The sequence below is a fragment of the Ignavibacteriota bacterium genome, from assembly GCA_016707525.1.
In the GTDB taxonomy this organism is placed as follows: Bacteria; Bacteroidota; Ignavibacteria; order UBA10030; family UBA6906; genus JAGDMK01.
Genome location: JADJHP010000001.1, coordinates 463,667 through 480,708, shown reverse-complemented (window position 1 = coordinate 480,708; position 17,042 = coordinate 463,667). Strand labels below are relative to the sequence as shown.

The window sequence follows — 17,042 nt, the reverse complement described above, 5'->3', positions numbered from 1 at the left end:
GGAAGAGGAAGGAATCGGGCGAAATATACTAAATGATCACACCATGGTCAATCCGGCTCAACTCATGGCAAGCATCCGCTGGATCGGGCGTAGCGCCCTCGCACGCGTCGCCTCGTCCATGATGATCTCCGGGGCCCGGTTCTTCATGCAGAGGTAGAGCTTTTCCAGCGTGTTCAGTTTCATGTACGGGCACTCATTGCATGCACAATTCGCAAGCGGAGGTGCCGGGATATACTCCTTCTCCGGGGCGGCTTTCTTCATCTGGTGGATGATGCCGGGCTCGGTGGCGACGATGAACCGTCGCGCGGAAGCTTTCTGAACGTACGCGAGCAGCGCCGAGGTCGAGCCGATGTACGAGGCACGCGACAGGAGCGCCGACTCGCACTCCGGGTGTGCGATCAGTTCTGCGTCAGGATGCGCCATCTGCAGTTCGATGACCTTCGCCTCGCTGAACGTTTCATGCACCACGCAGGAACCATCCCACAGGACCATGTCCCGACCCGTCTTCTTGCTCAGGTACCGCCCCAGGTTCCGGTCCGGAGCGAACAGGATCGGCTGGTCCAGAGGTATCTGCCGGATGATCTTTTCGGCATTGCTCGACGTACAGATGATATCGCTTTCTGCTTTCACCTCCGCGGAACAATTGATATAGGTGATGGACACGTGCCCGGGATGGGCCTCGCGCCATGCCCGGAATGCCGGTCCGGGCGCCCCTTCCGCGAGCGAACATCCGGCTGCAAGGTCCGGCAGCAGGACCAATTTGTCGGGATTGAGGATCTTGGCCGTCTCCGCCATGAAATGAACACCCGCGAACACGATCACGTCAGCACTCGTCGAAGCGGCCCGCCGGGATAGTTCAAGACTATCACCAATGACATCCGCGAGGTCCTGGATCTCGGAATCCTGATAGTAATGCGCCAGGAGGACCGCGTTCATCTCTCCTTTGAGCCGGAGGATCTCTTTGCGGTAGTCGATCCCCGCATTCTTGCCTATCATCATTGCGCCCTTCTCCCTGCCGGTGCTCCCGTGCTCCCGGTCATCTCTGTTATGTGCTTCAGCACCTCTTCGGCTGTGATATCGGCGATATCACTGGTCCTGCTCTTTATACAACGATGCCGGGGTCCGACTGGTGCCCACTGCTGGGGGTCAGTAGGACCAAACAATGACAGCACGGGGATCCCTACTGCGGCCCCGACATGCATGATCCCGGTGTCGTTCGAGACCAGGAGATCGACACGGGAAAGACATGAAGCAACTGCCCTAATTGACTCATTTACAACACGTTGTACATCAACGTGTAAAGCCGAAAACACTGCCTCAACGGGGCCTTCATCCATCGGCCCACAGATCAGAATCGCATCATACCCGAGGTTCCCAACCACCGCATCTATTATATTAGCGAACCGATCGGCAGGCCACCGATTCGGGACCTTCCCTGCTCCCACATGGAAGGCCATCATCCGCCGGCCTCCCCGGTTCGGCCATTTTCTTGCAGCAGAGGCTTTCTCTTCCTCTGTCAGCTCAAGGTTCAGGGCCTGCCCCGGGTCAGGGAGGGACAACGAACGGGCGACATCCATGTTCCGGATGGTCTGGTGAACAGGTCCCTTCCCTGTCCAGGAAAGCACCACTCCCTCCGTATAGAAGAACGCCGAGGGGTTCTCCACCCCCTCCAGGGAACCGACGCCGAGGCGCCATCGCGCACCCGTGGCATAGGCCAGGAAGTCGCTGGTTGCGGACATCGAGACGGTGGCAGGGACGAGGACGAGGTCGAACGTGCGTGCGCGCAGCGATCGCACGAACCGTATCAAACGGAGGGGGTGAAGGCGCCCCCCGGCCAGGAACTGCCGCTTGTCGAACAGGATCGTTTCATCCAGGGCCGGATGGTGCATCATGACGGCATGATTCACCGGGCTGGTCAGCAGTGCAATGAAGGCATCGGGGAAACGGGACCGGACGGCACGCAGGAGAGGCGTCGCACACAGCATGTCGCCCAGCTGATTGTGCTGCCGTATGATGAGGATCCGGCGGATCGCATCACTCTGGAGCGGATCGTGCCGGCGCTGACGGAACAGCGCACGTGCCACTGTCAGCGCCATCCTCTTCACACCCCGCTCCATCCGGCGAAGATGGCCTGGCGCAGGACTCATGCGCGGGGTTGTTCCTGCTTCTTGTCGCCGGCAGGCGGCGGGGTCAGGTCTTCGAATTCCGCGTCCTGGATCGTGCGCCGGACCCTGGAAGCGCCCGGCGCCGACGGCGTGTCCATATCGATGCCGGCGTTGTCAGTGTTGCGGGACGATGCACCCATCCGCAACATGACCCGGATGATCCTCCACAGGATCCATCCGGTGATAAAGAACAATATCAAACGCATGATACCCATGCCTCCTCCGCTTACGGCTGAACCCTGGGGTTGTAATACTCGACCGGTGCACGCGTCGGCCGGAGGATCTCGCGCACGAGCTGGTCATAATGATCCTTGTTCCCGACGAAATCGATCTCCGTGCCATTCACGATCAGCAACGGCGTGGCCTTGTACCGGAAGAAGAAGTAGTTGTACGCTTCGTTCAGTTCCTTGATGTACGATTCGGACATGTGGTTCTCGAACGAACGTCCACGCTGCTTGATGTTGGACATCAGCCGCGGTACACTGGACTGCAGGTACACCACGAGATCGGGCGTCGGAATGTTGTGTTCGATGCTGTTCACCAGCGTCTCGTACAGCTTCAGCTCCTCGTCCTGCAGGTTGAGGTACGCGAAGATCTTGTCCTTTTCAAAGATGTAATCCGTGACGATGAAACTCTGGAACAGATCCCCCTGGAACAGGTTCCGTTGCTGCTTGTAGCGCGTCAAGAGGAAAAAGATCTGTGTCTGGAAGGCATATCGCTCCGGATCACGATAGAAATCCTTCAGGAACGGATTCTCTTCGAACTGTTCGAGGACGACACGGGCACCCAGGGTCTCGCCCACCATACGGGCAAGCGTCGTCTTTCCGGCGCCGATCACGCCTTCGATCGCGATGTACCGGAGGTCGGTCTGTGGTGCGGGGGCGTTATGGTCCTGTGGTGACACGCGTTCTTCCTTGATGCATTGACGGAGGCTACACGGTGATGTAATGGTTGGATCTGACCACACGTCCCTGATCCGAACACGCCGAGGCCATCTCTTCGACCGTCAACCCTGAGATCGGATGGACAAGGTCGGGCGCGATGTCCCTGAGCGGAACAAGCACGAATCTCCGGTTCGCAAGGTCGCGGTGCGGAACACAGACCTCCGGCGTCTCCACGACCATGCCATCATACAGCAGGATATCCAGGTCGATTTCGCGTGGCCCCCAGTGCTCGTGCATCGTACGGCCCAGGCGTGTCTCGATCTCCTTCAGCGCCGCCAGGAGTTCTGCAGGCTCCAGTTCCGTCGAGACCTCACACGCTGCGTTCAGGAATCGCGCCTGGTCGGTCTTGCCCCATGCATCGGTGTCATAGACCGGGGAGAACCATACCACCGAGGTCCTGGGGATGCCACGCAACGCAACGGCAGCATCCGTGATGTGATGGAAGCGCTCCCCCACATTCGACCCGAGGCCTATGAACGCCCGGTAGGTGCTCATCGGTGCTCGCTCGTCTCAACCTCCACATAGTCGACGACCCCGCGGACCGGTGGATGCGGTTTCCGGATCCGGACCGTCACCGCGCTCAACGGCGGGAACTCTGCGATGAGTCCCGTGGCGATCACCCGTCCGAGCGCTTCGAGCAGGTAGTACTTCTTCGCCAGCACGGTGGCGCCAATGAACCCGTACACGCGTTCGTAATCGACCGTGTTCTTGAGTGAATCCGTTCGGGCAGCCTCAGAGAAATCACCGTAGAGGTCCACATCGATCTCAAACTTGCCGCCCAGATTCTGTTCGTCCGCCATGACGCCGTGATAAGCATAAAAGACCGCATTTCTGATGCGGATCACGTGGCTGGCGGTACTGCTCCCGGCTGGTTCCATATGTGGTAATATAGCCATAGGGAGCGGGAGAATCAACCGAGAGCGGCCAGTGCCCGCCCGATCCGGCGAACGCAGGCATCCCGGCCGAGGAGTTCCATCATCTCAAACAACCCTGGGCCTTTGGAAGTACCGCTGACCGCGAGGCGGAGCGGATGAATGAGTTTTCCTGCCCCGACACCGATCACGGTGGCCCGTTCTTTGACAATGGATTCCAGGGACGAGGCCGTGAATCCGTCGGCGCCCGGCAAGAGGGGCAGCAACTCACGCAACCATCCCCCGGTCTCGGGTTTCCAGTTCTTCTTGATGGCCTCCTCGTCATACGCCGCAGGGTCCGCGTAGAGGTAGCCGCATCCCGTGACGAATTCCTCCAGCGTGGCGACCCGCTCCTTCATCAGCACGATCACGCCGGCGATATGGTGATCCGGAGGTACGGCCATCCCGTGCGCGGTGAGGCGGTGACGGATCTCCTCCGTCAGCCGTGCCGTGGAAGCCGCCTTGATATACTCCTTGTTCACCGAGTCCAGTTTCTCGATGTTGAATACCGCCCCGGACTTCCCTACCCGTTCCAACGTGAACTCGCGGACAAGTTCCTCCAGCGAGAATATCTCCCGCTCGTCGCCCGGATTCCACCCGAGGAAGGCGATGAAGTTCAGCAAGGCTTCAGGGAGATATCCCTTCCGCATATAATCTTCGACCGCAACATCCCCCTGGCGTTTGCTCAACTTCGATCGGTCGGGGTTCAACAAGAGCGGAAGATGGGCGAATACCGGCATTGCCCACCCGAACGCCTGATAGAGAAGGACGTGCTTGGGCGTACTTGAGAGCCATTCCTCCCCGCGGATCACATGGGTGATGCGCATGAGATGGTCATCCACAACGTTCGCCAGGTGGTACGTCGGGTAGCCATCGGATTTCAGCAGCACCTGATCGTCGATCATGGCACTCTCGAACTCCACATGGCCCCGGACCACGTCCTCGATCACCACCGTCGTCGCATCCGGCACGCGCAGGCGCACGACAGAGGGGGCGCCCGAGGCGAGTTTCGCCTCCACCTCCGCGGCAGAGAGCTTCAATGCGCGCCGGTCGTACTTCGGCGTGAGCTTCAGCCGCTCCTGCTCCGCCTTCATCAGCTCCAACTCTTCGGCCGTATCGAATGCGTAGTACGCGTGGCCGTCGCGGATCAACTGTTCCGCGTACGTGCGATACAACGAAAGGCGCTCGGACTGAACGTAGGGACCACGGTCCCCTCCGGCGCCGGGTCCTTCGTCAAACCGGAGCCCTGCCCATCCGAGGGTCCGGATGAGATTCTCGACGGCCCCTTCAACGAGGCGTGTGCGGTCCGTGTCTTCGATGCGCAGCAGGAAGGCCCCGCCGTGCTTCTTCGCAAAGAGATAGTTGTACAACGCCGTGCGGAGGCCTCCGACATGAAGGTAACCCGTCGGACTCGGGGCGAAGCGAACTCGGACCGTGGACACAGCTGACCTGTGATAATGAGAGAGGATGAAGCTCTCCCGCCACCTGAAACGTGGCGGGATTCATTCTTAAATGTAGAGAAATCGGGGGGAAATTGCCACCTATCAGCGCTTGAATGCAAAGACCGCAGGCCCCCTCTGAACGGCGAGGGTCCGCTTCAACGTCAATGCCTGCGAATAGATCCGGACCTCGCCCCTGCTTGCAAAGTTCTTCGCATCCGCAACGTACAGATCACCCGACGATGCGTCCACGGCCATCCCGTAATGCGTTCCGCCGACGACAGATGTGCTAAGCGTTTTCGATGCAGCACTATACCGATGCACCGGGCCACCGTAGAAGCTCCCCGGGGTCACGCCGATGAAGAAGATCTCCCCGGCGTTTCCCGCACACACCGTCCCCCAGAGGGGGTCGGTCATGACCACGGAATCCTGGACCGACCTCGTGGTGGTGTTGATCCTGTACACACCCCCCGGGACGGCGGGCACACTGTACGGATTTCCCGTGCAGGCGATGAAGATCGACCCATCACTGGACCGGGTGATACCTGTTGGGCCTTCACGCAGCGTGAGGGTCTTGACGACGCTCAGGGGTGACAGCCCCACCACGCTCACGGTCTTGCTCGACCCGTACCCGGAATTGCACACATAGAGGACATCCCCCTCCAGGAGCATCTCTTGGGGGTTCGCTCCCACGGCGACAGTATCCACCACATTCAGCGTCGCCAGATCAACGGCGACCACGGCATTGCGGTAGAGCTCCGTGAGATACAGGCGGTTCCGGGCGGAATCCAGGACCATGCTATGCGGGACCCTCCCCGGGAAGTAGGCGGATTGGATGATGTGATGGTCCGCCGTGCTGACGACGACGATATTCTCCGAGCCGCTCATGAGGAGATAGATTCGGTCCCGGAAGACGATCATATCATCGCCGGTGTTGCCCAGGTGCTGCCCGGCGTTGGCCCCTTCAACGACATCGATGGATACCGTATCGCGAGCCAGGTCGTACAGCGAGAGCCTGGCTCCGGTTGCATCACTGAAATCCCCTTCGTTCAGGATGAATACTCCCCTCGCAGCGGGGACCGCCGCAGCGGACGTTTCCGGTGTCACCGGGTCCTTGGTGCACGAAGACAGCACGACAAGCAAAGGGAGGCAGAGCAGTGAGACACGTTTCATGGACTTCGTCCTTTCTGATACAGAGAACGCCGACCCGCAGGCGGCGGTGAGCACACAGATCAATAGGAGACATCACACGACAGCCGGAACGACCGCGGAGGCATCGGGTATCCCGCCATCACCTCATACGAGGCGCCAAGCGCATTGTCCACCTGAAGCTGAAGATGCATGCGCACATCCCGGACCGCCAGAGACACCCCAACACCTCCGCTCATCACATGGTACGCCGGCAGGAATCCCTGAGCGTCCTCCGTAATGAACCGATGGCCCACAAAAGTGAACCCGGCGGAGAGATCGATCGCGCTGATGGCATGCACTCCCGTTTCGTACGTCCAGGCTCCCTGCAGCCCCGCGGTCTCTTCGGGGGCATAGATGACAGGGACATGCGTGTTGGGATCGCCGGGATAGTCCTCTGACATTTTGAGTGATCTCTGCCGGGTGTAGCGGGCATCTACGTGAAGGACTCCCGCATCGAATGCATACGTGACCTCAACGCCCCTGGAATCGACCCGCCGCAGATTGCGCGGAGTGACATTGCCCCCCGGTGCGGACACCCATACGATCCTGTCGGTCATGTCGGTGACGAATCCGGTGACATCGACGCGGTGTTCGCCAAGCCATCGGCCCGACCAACCCACGCCGGCCTCGTAGCCGGTCGACCGCTCCGGGCGCAGGTCCGGATTGCCGATACCTCCACCGCCTGCATAGTACAGCTCGTTGAACGTCGGCGTGCGGAAGTTCCTGCTGGTCATGGCCCGGACCCGGAACGATGCGTCACGAAAAAGGAATGACAGATCCACCGGACAGTGCAACAAGAGTCCAAGCTGGGGACTCCAGGCTTCGAGCGATGACGAAACGTGGTCGTACCGGAGCGCGGGGAAGGCAACGATATGGAACACCTTGTTCGATCCGAGAATGATGTGCTCCGCGGCGACCGCTCCCCCCCACGCATCACGCCGGGCCTCACGGCGATAGGTGTTCCCGTCACCCTTCACCAGGGTCACGTCGCCACCCACGTACAGCTGCGTACCGGTGCCGACCTGCACGCCGGCATGCGATTCAACATGCACTTCACGGGTGGTCGTGTAGTTGTCCACGGGAACGAACCCGATGGTCAATCCGGGATCACGGTAGCGCTGGTACCCATACTGCCCCTGGACGCGCGTTTCCCACGACACCGACGGCCCGGGCACCACCGTCAGCGATGCCTGCACCAGCGCCGTCCTGTCGACCTGCCGCCCCTGTCCTGCACTATACGGTCCTGTCACAACACCGGGGACACCCCGTTCTGCATCGAGCACGGCGGCCATGGCCTCGAACCGGAGATCCGTACCGAGAGGGCCCGTGCAGGAGGCCGACAACCGGTCTGCATACACGTCGGCATTCGTACGGACGAGGGGATACACGACGGGGCCATTCCTGAGATCGAACGGAAAATCTTCTGTACTCGTCTCGCGGGAAGCACTCACTCTCCAGCGGACCGACGATGCGCCGTCACCTGCTGCAAGATGATAGTTGCGGTATCCAAACGAACCGACCGAAACTCCGCCTTCCAACGACGTTCCCACGTCCATCGTGCGGGTGAGCACATTCACCACACCCGCCACTGCATGAGCTCCCTGCAAAGCGGACTGTCCGCCCTGAACGATCTCCACCGATCCGATATCAAATATTGAGAACAGGCCCAGATCGAACCCGCCGTTGTGGGTGCTGTTCGCGGGAAGACCGTTCAGAAGGAGGAGCGTGTGTTCGGTGCCAAGTCCCCGCTGGGAAATGGTTTTCAGCCCGGAAACACCTCCGTAATCCTTGACGAAGAGTCCGCTCGCGACCGAAAGCACAGAGGCCAGAGAGGTCGCGCCAGTGGCTTCGATGGTCCTGCGTGAGAGGACAACGGCGCGGGATGGCGATGCGAGAGCAGGCCGGGGGATGCGCTGGCTCGTAACGATCATCTCATGGAGGAGGTATGTACGGACTGTATCCGTACCCGTGGCGCGGGAGGAATCCTGTTGGGCGAGCGCGGGGCCGGTGGACAGTACGGTGCACGCGGCAAGGAGAATGCAGACGGCGAGTCTATGTGGTGGGCAAGGATGCAACGAAAAAGCCTCTCCCTTCATCACGAAGAAAGAGGCCGCACGCATGCGGGCACACGCGTGCCACATGCTCACGTCCCTCTCCTTCCCGCGAAGGTTTGTGTGGACCTGGCACCGGCAGGTCTCCTGGCTCGTGACCGGAACTCTCGAGTTGTCTTCCCGATGCCTGGGCATCGGTGACACACTCGCCGTTTGTCACTTACAGTTGCGGGGCAGCTTCCGCTTATACGGAATTCCCTACACCGGTACCATTGATGCAAATGAACTTGACCCAATATACTTCACGTAGTACCGAAAGTCAAGCGGCCTTTTCCCACCACCTGGCGAATATTAGCCGCAACACACCGCTCGTGCATCCTGTTTTCGGCGTATGCTTGCGGGAGACAGGTTCCGGATTCTGGCACGATGAATGCACTTTTCCGTTGTGGATACATGGCTATGGCACGACGGAACATACGACGAGCACTTCAAGCGGCCCTCTTCCTGTTCGGGACTTCGATGGCGTGGAGCATTGACCCACCCGTCCTGGTGAGTCCGACGAATGGAGCAACAGGACAACCTGTCCTCATTACGCTGAGCTGGAACGCGGTGGCGTTCGCGGACTCGTATCTCGTCCAAGTCGCGGATGATTCCCTGTTCGAAACGATCATCATCGCGCGCTCGGTGGCCCACACCGCCGTAGCGCTGCAGTCGACCCAGGTCGGCCCGCTCGTCGGCGACTCGACATACTTCTGGCGCATCAAGACACGCGAGAGCGGCACGGGGACACTCAGTTCCTGGTCCACGGCATGGCGTTTCCGGACGGTGGCCGCAAAGCCGGGCACGCCGGTCCTTTCCGCACCGGTAACGAACGCCACAGGTATCGCGCTCACGGACTCGGTGCGCTGGAATGCGGATGCGATCGCTGACGCTTACCGTATCGAGATCTCCACCTCAACCGGGTTCACCGCGGGCACAATGATCGTCGATACGATCGTTGCGGTCCAATGGGGTTTCACCGTCCAGAAGCTCCCCGTGCGGAACCTCGTCAACAAGACAAAATATTACTGGCGCGTCCAGTCGAGGAGAGGGACCGACACCAGCGCGTGGGCGGCGGCATGGAACTTCACGACGATCGTCGATACACCGGGTGTCCCGACCCAGTTGACTCCGGCGTCCGGTGCGCAAAGCATTGCGATCAATACCACGAGCTTCACATGGTCCGCCGTACCGGACGCAGCGTCCTACCGGCTGCAGATCGCCACCGACGCGGGGTTCACATCACTGGTGTACAACGACTCGGCCATAACAGCGGCGACCAAGGCCGTGCCTGGTCTGCTGTTCGGCAGCACATACTACTGGCGTCTGAGTGCCAAGAACGTGGCCGCAACCTCTGCGTTCTCCGGGGTCCGGTCGTTCTCGACCAAACTCGCCCCTCCAGGGGTGACCTCCCCTGCCACTGGGGCAACCAATACTCCGATAATCCAAGTCCTGGATTGGGATACCGTCGCCTCCGCCTCAAGTTACCGGCTTCAGGTGTCCACGGCAACATCGTTCTCGCCCCTCTTGTACAATGTGATCCTGACGAGCGACACGCTCACCTTGAATGGCCTAGCCAATAAGACGAAGTATTATTGGCGGGTGAGCGCACGGAATGCGTCTGGCGATACCAGCGCTTATCCTACGACCCCCTGGAATTTCACGACCATCGTTGATACCCCGGCGGTCCCGGTCCTCTCAGGACCGGTCAATCGAGCGACAAGCCAGCCCGTCCCTCCAACGCTCTCATGGATCGCGGCAACGGACGCTGCGAACTATCGCCTGCAAGTGGCAACCGATTCCCTGTTCACGATCATCGCCTTTGATGATAGTGCGGTGACGGGTGTCTCCAAATCGGTGACCGGACTCTCGTACGGTGCGAAGTACTACTGGAGGGTTCGTTCCAAGAACGCAGCAACGACATCCGACTATTCCGGCGTATGGACATTCAGCACCAAACCCGTCGCACCGTCGGCAGTGAGCCCTGCCAGTGGGGCCACAGGAACAGCGACGACACCATTGCTCTCCTGGACCCCCATCGCCGGCGCAACATCGTATTGCGGCCAGGTCTCGACCGCAACGGGGTTCTCCCCGCTGCTTCTGGACGCCACCATTCCGCAGGATACGCTCCGCCTCGGCCCCCTCGCCAACAAGACCAAGTACTACTGGAGGGTCAGCGCCCGGAACACGAACGGGGATACAAGCGCGTATCCATCCACTGCGTGGAACTTCACCACGATCGTCTCGGGTGCCGGAGAACCGTCACTCGTTGTTCCCCTGGACGGGGCGAAGAGCATCCCACCTGCAGCAGCAGCCTTCTCCTGGGTGCAGGTCCCGGATGCGGCGACATACCGGCTCCAGGTCTCTCTGGATATGGCATTCGGGTCGACGGTGTTCGATGACTCCACCCTCACCACTTCTTCGAAGACGGTGGCGACACTCCTGACCGCAAAGCAGTACTTCTGGCGCGTCAATGCGAAAAATGCCGCGAGCGTAAGCCCGTGGTCCGAGGTCCGCTCGTTCACCACGAATCTTGCACAACCCTCGGTCTCCGCACCAACGAACGGGGCCACCGACCAACTCGTGGGTCCAACATTGAAATGGTCCGCCAGCCCGACGGCCACATCGTACCTCGTACAGGTGTCGCGTACATCGGCACTCAAGATCCTGATCGTTGAAACGACGGTCAGCGCCGAGTCCCTGCAGATCGCCGGACTCGGCAACGATTCCGTGTACTACTGGCGTGTGAGCGCGCGCAACTCTGGCGGCGATTCGAGCGTTTATCCGGCGGCCGTATGGTCGTTCCGGACCAAGATCGCGACGCCATATCTGAACCAACCGCTCTCCAATGCCCCGGGGCAGGTCCTCAACCCGACACTGAGCTGGCTTGCCTCACCCGCCGCAGCGATGTACCGGCTGCAGGTGTCCGAAGACCCGGCATTTCCCGGCGCCGTTGTGTTCGACGATGCCGCGATCACCGGCATCTCGCGTCAGATCGGTCCACTCGGCAGCGCACGCACATACTATTGGCGTGTCAATGCCCGCAACGCCACGGGGACTTCTACAAGCCTCTGGTCCGAGGTAAGGGCCTTCACGACCCGGATCGACACTCCCGCCGTGCCTGTGCTGATAACACCTGCGAGTGGTGCACTCGACCAGGGGTTCTCACCCACCATGCAATGGAATCCGGCGACCGGAGCTTCATTCTACGGCCTGCAGGTGGCTCTCGATTCCCTCTTCACCCGGGTGGTCTTCGAGCGTTTCCCCCTCGTTGCAACGTCGTTCCAGGTCGGGCCATTGCAGAGCAACACAACCTTCTGGTGGCGCGTTCAGGCAACCAACTCCACGGGTACCGCGAGCAGCGCCTATTCGCAGCCCCGGTGGTTCAAGACCATGCTCGAGAAGCCCGCGGTTCCAACGCTGTACACCCCGGTCAGCAGGAGCATGGCACAGACACTGATCCCGGTGCTCCGATGGTCCTCGTTCTCTTCTTCGGAGTGGTACCGTCTCCAGCTATCAACAGACTCCTACTTCCCGACAACGTTGATCGACACAACGGGCCTGACCGATACGGTCTTCGCGGTCACACCCCAGGCCGGACTCGGACACAACACGGCGTACTATTGGCGCGTGAAGGGCGTCAACCGTCTTGACAGCAGCGCGTTCGCCTTGCCTTTCAATTTCACGACGGTCATCGCCACACCCACGCTCACCACGCCGCCGAATCAGGCGTCGGAATACACCCCGGCGAATGTGTCGTTCCAATGGTTGCCCGTATCCGGTGCGCGGACGTACGCCTACCGGCTCAGCATGGACTCAACGATGAGCACGATCGTCCGGAGCGATTCGGGACTGTCGGGCACGTCCGTCCTCGTGGATTCACTCTCGGTGAGCACGCGGTACTACTGGCAGGTCTCTGCTCGCAGTGATAGCAACGGGGTGACCGTATCTCCTCTCTGGTCGTTCACCACCCTGATCACGGTCCCCGGGGTCCCACTCCTGACGTCGCCGGTAGCCGGAGCGCTGAACCAGCCAACAAGCATGACGTTCCAATGGCGCCCATCGTTGGGCGCGAATTCGTACAGGCTGCAGATCTCCACCGATTCTGCCTTTGGATCGGTCCTGTACGATTTTCCGGCGCTCGCCGCGACAAGCCACCAGGTAACATCGCTTGCCTACAACACGACATATTTCTGGCGCGTGAATGCATCCAACGGCAATGGGCCAAGCGCATACTCACCTGTGCGGCGCTTGACGGTCACGGTGCCTCCCCCGGCGGTTCCTTCTCTGACCGCACCGACGGATGGTCAGAACGACGTCGGCCTTCCCGTGTTGCTCTCATGGGGACAGACCTCCGGATCAACGCAATTCCGTGTCCGCATCTCGTCAACCCCGGACTTCTCGACGGTCGTCTACGATTCGCTGGCACTCGACAATTGGGTCACGGTGAGCAGCATCCCCTATGGTGCGAAGTTCTACTGGCAGGTCACCGCGATCAACGCCGGTGGTGCGCAGTCTTCGGCGGTCTGGAGTTTCACGACACGTATCAACATCCCTGCCGTGCCGGTCCTCGTCATGCCGACGAACGGGACCATCAACACCCCCATCACCCTCGCCCTCGAGTGGAGTGGTGCAACAGGGGCATCGCGCTATCATCTGCAGGTGGCCAGGGATTCGGTCTTCTCGATCCTGATCCTGAGCGATTCGCTGCTGACGGCCCCGCTCTGCACATTGAGTACGCTCGACAACTATTCCCGCTTCTTCTGGCGGGTCCGGGCCATCAATGCCGGGGGCTCCAGCACCTTTTCGCAGGGATGGTCCTTCCGGACGATCATCGGGACACCCGTTCCGGTCTCCCCCGCCCTCGCAGCGTTGCATCAACCGCATGCAACGGTCTTCCGCTGGCACCGTCTGCCTGCCCCGGCCGGATACCGTCTGCAGTTGTCTCGACTCCCGGACTTCTCGGCCCTGGAACTTGATGCTGCCGGGATCGCGGACACGGTGTATCAAGCCCCGCCGATGGTCGGATTCACGCGATACTACTGGCGCGTGAGCGCACGGTCCATCGATGGGTCAAGCACCAGCGCCTACTCGGGGGCTCGCTACTACACGACCGTGCTCGATACCCCGGCCATACTTGCTCCGACTCCCGACATCATCGAGCAGCCTGTGACCATGCACGTCCGGTGGCGGCGCGTACAGTACGCGGAGACATACCGGCTCGAGCTTGCAAAGGATGAGCACTTCACCACGCCCGCCTTCGTCGACTCGAGCTCTCTGGATACCGTGCGTACGGTCGGCCCGCTTGAAGGCATGACCAGCTACTGGTGGCGCCTCCGTGCTCAGAATCCGGCTGATGCGAGCGAGTACACGGCAACGCGCAAATTCATCACGACCATCGCAACCCCCGTGCAACACTTGCCGGTGAATGGGGAACTGTTCGCGCCGCTTTCGCCAACCCTCTCCTGGCAGGATGTCCCGGGAGCAGCGCGATACCGCGTTCAGGTCGCGACAGATACACTTATGACCCAGATCGTTCTGGATGATTCCCTCGTGGCAACAACGAGCAGAAGCGTCGGCCCACTCCCGCGCCTCATGAAACACTACTGGCGGGTGCGGGCGAAGTCAGCAGATGGCCGTTCGATAGGGTCATACTCTCCGGTCTGGTCGTTCAGGACCGTGCCTGCCCCTCCGTCGGCAACAACACTGGTGGCGCCAACCAGCGGCCTGCTTGATCAGTCCCGTACCGTACCGCTCAAGTGGCGCCGGGCCTCAGGTGCCGACACGTACGGCCTTCTCGTCGGGACGGATTCTCTCTTCACGCAGATCGTGATCGACGATACGACCATCACGGATACGGTGTACACCCCCAAGCCGTTGGAAGGGTTGTTGAGACATTACTGGCGGGTCCGGAGCATAAACCCGGGCGGGACCAGTGCACCGACAAGCTATTGGCACTTCACCACGATCATCGCTACACCGTTGGCCGTAGCGCCGGTGAACGGTGTACCGGATCAACCCGTCAACACCCGTCTCGTCTGGTCGAAGGTGCCCCGTGCCACGACCTATCGCCTGCAGCTCTCAACGGATTCCCTGTTCAGGACGGCGATCTTCGACGATTCCACACTTGTGGACACCGCCAGGATGGTGAGCAGTCTCGGCCGCTCCACAACCTATTTCTGGCGCATCCGCGCCCGGGCGGCCGGAGGCGCGAGTACGAGCAGTTGGAGCCCGGCACAACGGTTCATCACGGTGCCCGATCCCCCGGCGCTCCCGGTGCTTACGGCCCCGGTCGTCAACGCGAAGAACGTCCCGGTCAGTACGACGCTCTCCTGGCAATATGCGGCCCGCGCTGCCAGATATCAGGTGCAGCTTGCAGCAGATACGGCCTTCGAGTTCATCATCCGGCAGGACTCCACGATAGCCGATACGCTCTGGGCGTTGGATTCGCTCGACTACTACGCCGTCTACTACTGGCGCGTGAAAGCGACCAATGTCGGTGGCACCAGCGCATGGACGCTGCGCAGACAATTCCTGACCACCCTTGCCACGCCTGTTGCCACCGCTCCGGCACAGGATGCGATCAACCAGCCGATCCAGGTCGCCCTCTCGTGGACATCGTCCAAGGGTGCGACACGCTATCGCCTGGTACTCTCGAGCGATTCGCTCCTGCGCGCTCCGCTGGTGGACGATTCCACTATTACGGGTCCGGGCAAGACCGTCAGCGGTCTCGCATATACAACGAGCTACTTCTGGCGTGTGGTTGGCCGCAGTGCCGACGGCGCCTGTATCAGTCAGCCGTCCGCCATACGCAAATTCACGACGATCATCGAAAAGCCACCGGTCCCGCAACCCGTCTCCCCGGCACATCTCGCCGAAGGGATCCCTGCCGGCGAAGCGTTGGTATGGAACACTGCGGACCGTGCCACGCGGTATCATCTCCAGGTAAGCACCGATTCGCAGTTCATACAATTGCGCCTGAACGACTCGACCTCGACCGATACATCGCGCGTCGCGTCCGCCTTGCTGCCCCACACAACATACTGGTGGAAGATACGCGCCGGCAACCTGGCGGGATTCAGCGCGTTCTCCACGCCGAGAAAATATACCACCAGTATAGCGACGCCGGAATCCGTTGCCCCGCCGGATTCCGCGACCGGCGTTGCTGCTTCACTGACGATGCGTTGGACCGCTTCGCCGGGCGCCGCCAACTATGTCCTCGAGATATCGCAGGACCCGTCCTTCGGCACATTCTTCTTCCGGGACAGCGCCGTCACAGGTGTCACGCGGGATGTCGCGGGATTGGAGCCCTTTACGAACTACTACTGGCGGGTCAAGGCGGTTGACGCCCGCGGAGCAGGTGCATATTCACGTACCGCGACGTTCGTGACCAAACTCGTGGCGCCCCTGGCGCCTCTCCAGGAATCGCCGCACAGCGGTGCCGGGCTCATTGCTCACAGGTCTAACCTTCCGGTGGCATCCAAGCCGGCTTGCCGATTCATATCATATGCAGATCGCAACGGACTCGCCGTTCGATTCAACCGTGTACGAACAGACCGGGATCCGGGACACCAGCGTGACCGTCTCCACCCTGACATACGACACCCGCTATTTCTGGCGCGTGCGCGGAACCAACATCGAAGGAGACGGGACGTTCTCTTCCGTTTGGACATTCTCCACGGTGGTGGCCCCACCGGTCACGCCCATGTTGCTCATGCCGGGCAGCGCTTCGTCCGGACAACTGCCCAATGTGAAGTTCCTCTGGCGGGCCTCACAGCATGCCCAGCGGTATCATCTGCAGGTGGCGACCGATGCGCCGTTCACCACGCCCATCGTGAGCGATTCGACCCTGACCGACACTGTCACGACAGTTGGGCCGCTCCAGTATACGACGACCTACTACTGGCGCGTTCGTGCCGTCAACTCGGATTGGTCCACACCATGGTCACCGGTGTGGAGCCTGACGATCATGTCGCCGCCCGTCGTGTACGATCTGTTCCAGAATTTCCCGAACCCGGGGAATCCATCCACCGTGATCCGCTACGATATTCCCGCGGAGGCGGAGGTGGTCCTGACGCTCCATAATCTCCTGGGGCAGACCGTGCGGGTCCTTGTCAATGCCGTGCAGAAGCCGGGACGCTACGATCTCACCCTTGATGGCGGTAATCTGCCGAGTGGCGTCTATTTCTACCGGATCAGCGCACGTTCCATCGGGCTGGACGCCGGGAATCCGGCCCCACCGGTCGATCCGTTCGTGAAGACAATCAAGATGTTGATCCTTAAATAACTCTCTCTCTCTGTA

11 protein-coding genes and 1 riboswitch are annotated in these 17,042 nt (G+C 60.8%); of the genes, 2 read left to right on the top strand and 9 right to left on the bottom strand.

All coding sequences use genetic code 11. From position 1 onward, the window contains the following. Positions 1-57: 57 nt before the first annotated feature. The 9 genes from nadA to IPI01_01940 all read right to left on the bottom strand — a co-directional run bounded on the left by nadA (position 58) and on the right by IPI01_01940 (position 8,797). Positions 58-999: a quinolinate synthase NadA gene (gene nadA, locus IPI01_01980; protein ID MBK7256597.1), complete on the bottom strand. Its 942-nt coding sequence runs from the start codon at positions 997-999 to the stop codon at positions 58-60. Beyond that, positions 996-2,147 carry a glycosyltransferase family 9 protein gene (locus tag IPI01_01975; GenBank protein ID MBK7256596.1) on the bottom strand — a complete coding sequence of 384 codons (1,152 nt, stop codon included), beginning with the start codon at positions 2,145-2,147 and terminating at the stop codon, positions 996-998. The genes nadA and IPI01_01975 overlap by 4 nt, the downstream gene beginning before the upstream one ends. Then, on the bottom strand, positions 2,144-2,371 hold the full coding sequence (locus IPI01_01970) for a hypothetical protein (GenBank protein MBK7256595.1): 228 nt from the start codon (positions 2,369-2,371) through the stop codon (positions 2,144-2,146). The genes IPI01_01975 and IPI01_01970 overlap by 4 nt, the downstream gene beginning before the upstream one ends. 20 nt (positions 2,372-2,391) lie before the next feature. Further along, complete coding sequence (locus IPI01_01965) at positions 2,392-3,069, bottom strand: deoxynucleoside kinase (GenBank protein MBK7256594.1); 678 nt, start codon at positions 3,067-3,069, stop codon at positions 2,392-2,394. A 28-nt stretch (positions 3,070-3,097) separates the two neighbouring features. Further along, positions 3,098-3,604, bottom strand: a complete 507-nt coding sequence (gene folK / locus IPI01_01960; protein MBK7256593.1) for a 2-amino-4-hydroxy-6-hydroxymethyldihydropteridine diphosphokinase — start codon at positions 3,602-3,604, stop codon at positions 3,098-3,100. After that, positions 3,601-3,987 carry a dihydroneopterin aldolase gene (gene folB, locus IPI01_01955; GenBank protein ID MBK7256592.1) on the bottom strand — a complete coding sequence of 129 codons (387 nt, stop codon included), beginning with the start codon at positions 3,985-3,987 and terminating at the stop codon, positions 3,601-3,603. The genes folK and folB overlap by 4 nt, the downstream gene beginning before the upstream one ends. Positions 3,988-4,019: 32 nt before the next feature. Then, entirely contained in the window at positions 4,020-5,462 is a 1,443-nt protein-coding gene (locus tag IPI01_01950) for a glutamate--tRNA ligase (protein MBK7256591.1), read from the bottom strand. A gap of 102 nt (positions 5,463-5,564) precedes the next feature. Next, positions 5,565-6,632, bottom strand: coding sequence for a hypothetical protein (locus tag IPI01_01945; GenBank protein MBK7256590.1), 1,068 nt, complete (start codon positions 6,630-6,632; stop codon positions 5,565-5,567). A gap of 59 nt (positions 6,633-6,691) precedes the next feature. Next, positions 6,692-8,797, bottom strand: coding sequence for a TonB-dependent receptor (locus IPI01_01940; GenBank protein ID MBK7256589.1), 2,106 nt, complete (start codon positions 8,795-8,797; stop codon positions 6,692-6,694). Positions 8,798-8,820: 23 nt separating this feature from the next. Further along, positions 8,821-8,990, bottom strand: a riboswitch (cobalamin riboswitch). A gap of 170 nt (positions 8,991-9,160) precedes the next feature. Here IPI01_01940 and IPI01_01935 point away from each other — a divergent pair. Next, positions 9,161-16,825, top strand: a complete 7,665-nt coding sequence (locus IPI01_01935) for a fibronectin type III domain-containing protein (protein MBK7256588.1) — start codon at positions 9,161-9,163, stop codon at positions 16,823-16,825. Next, positions 16,773-17,027: a T9SS type A sorting domain-containing protein gene (locus tag IPI01_01930; GenBank protein MBK7256587.1), complete on the top strand. Its 255-nt coding sequence runs from the start codon at positions 16,773-16,775 to the stop codon at positions 17,025-17,027. The genes IPI01_01935 and IPI01_01930 overlap by 53 nt, the downstream gene beginning before the upstream one ends. The last annotated feature ends 15 nt before the right edge of the window (positions 17,028-17,042 follow it).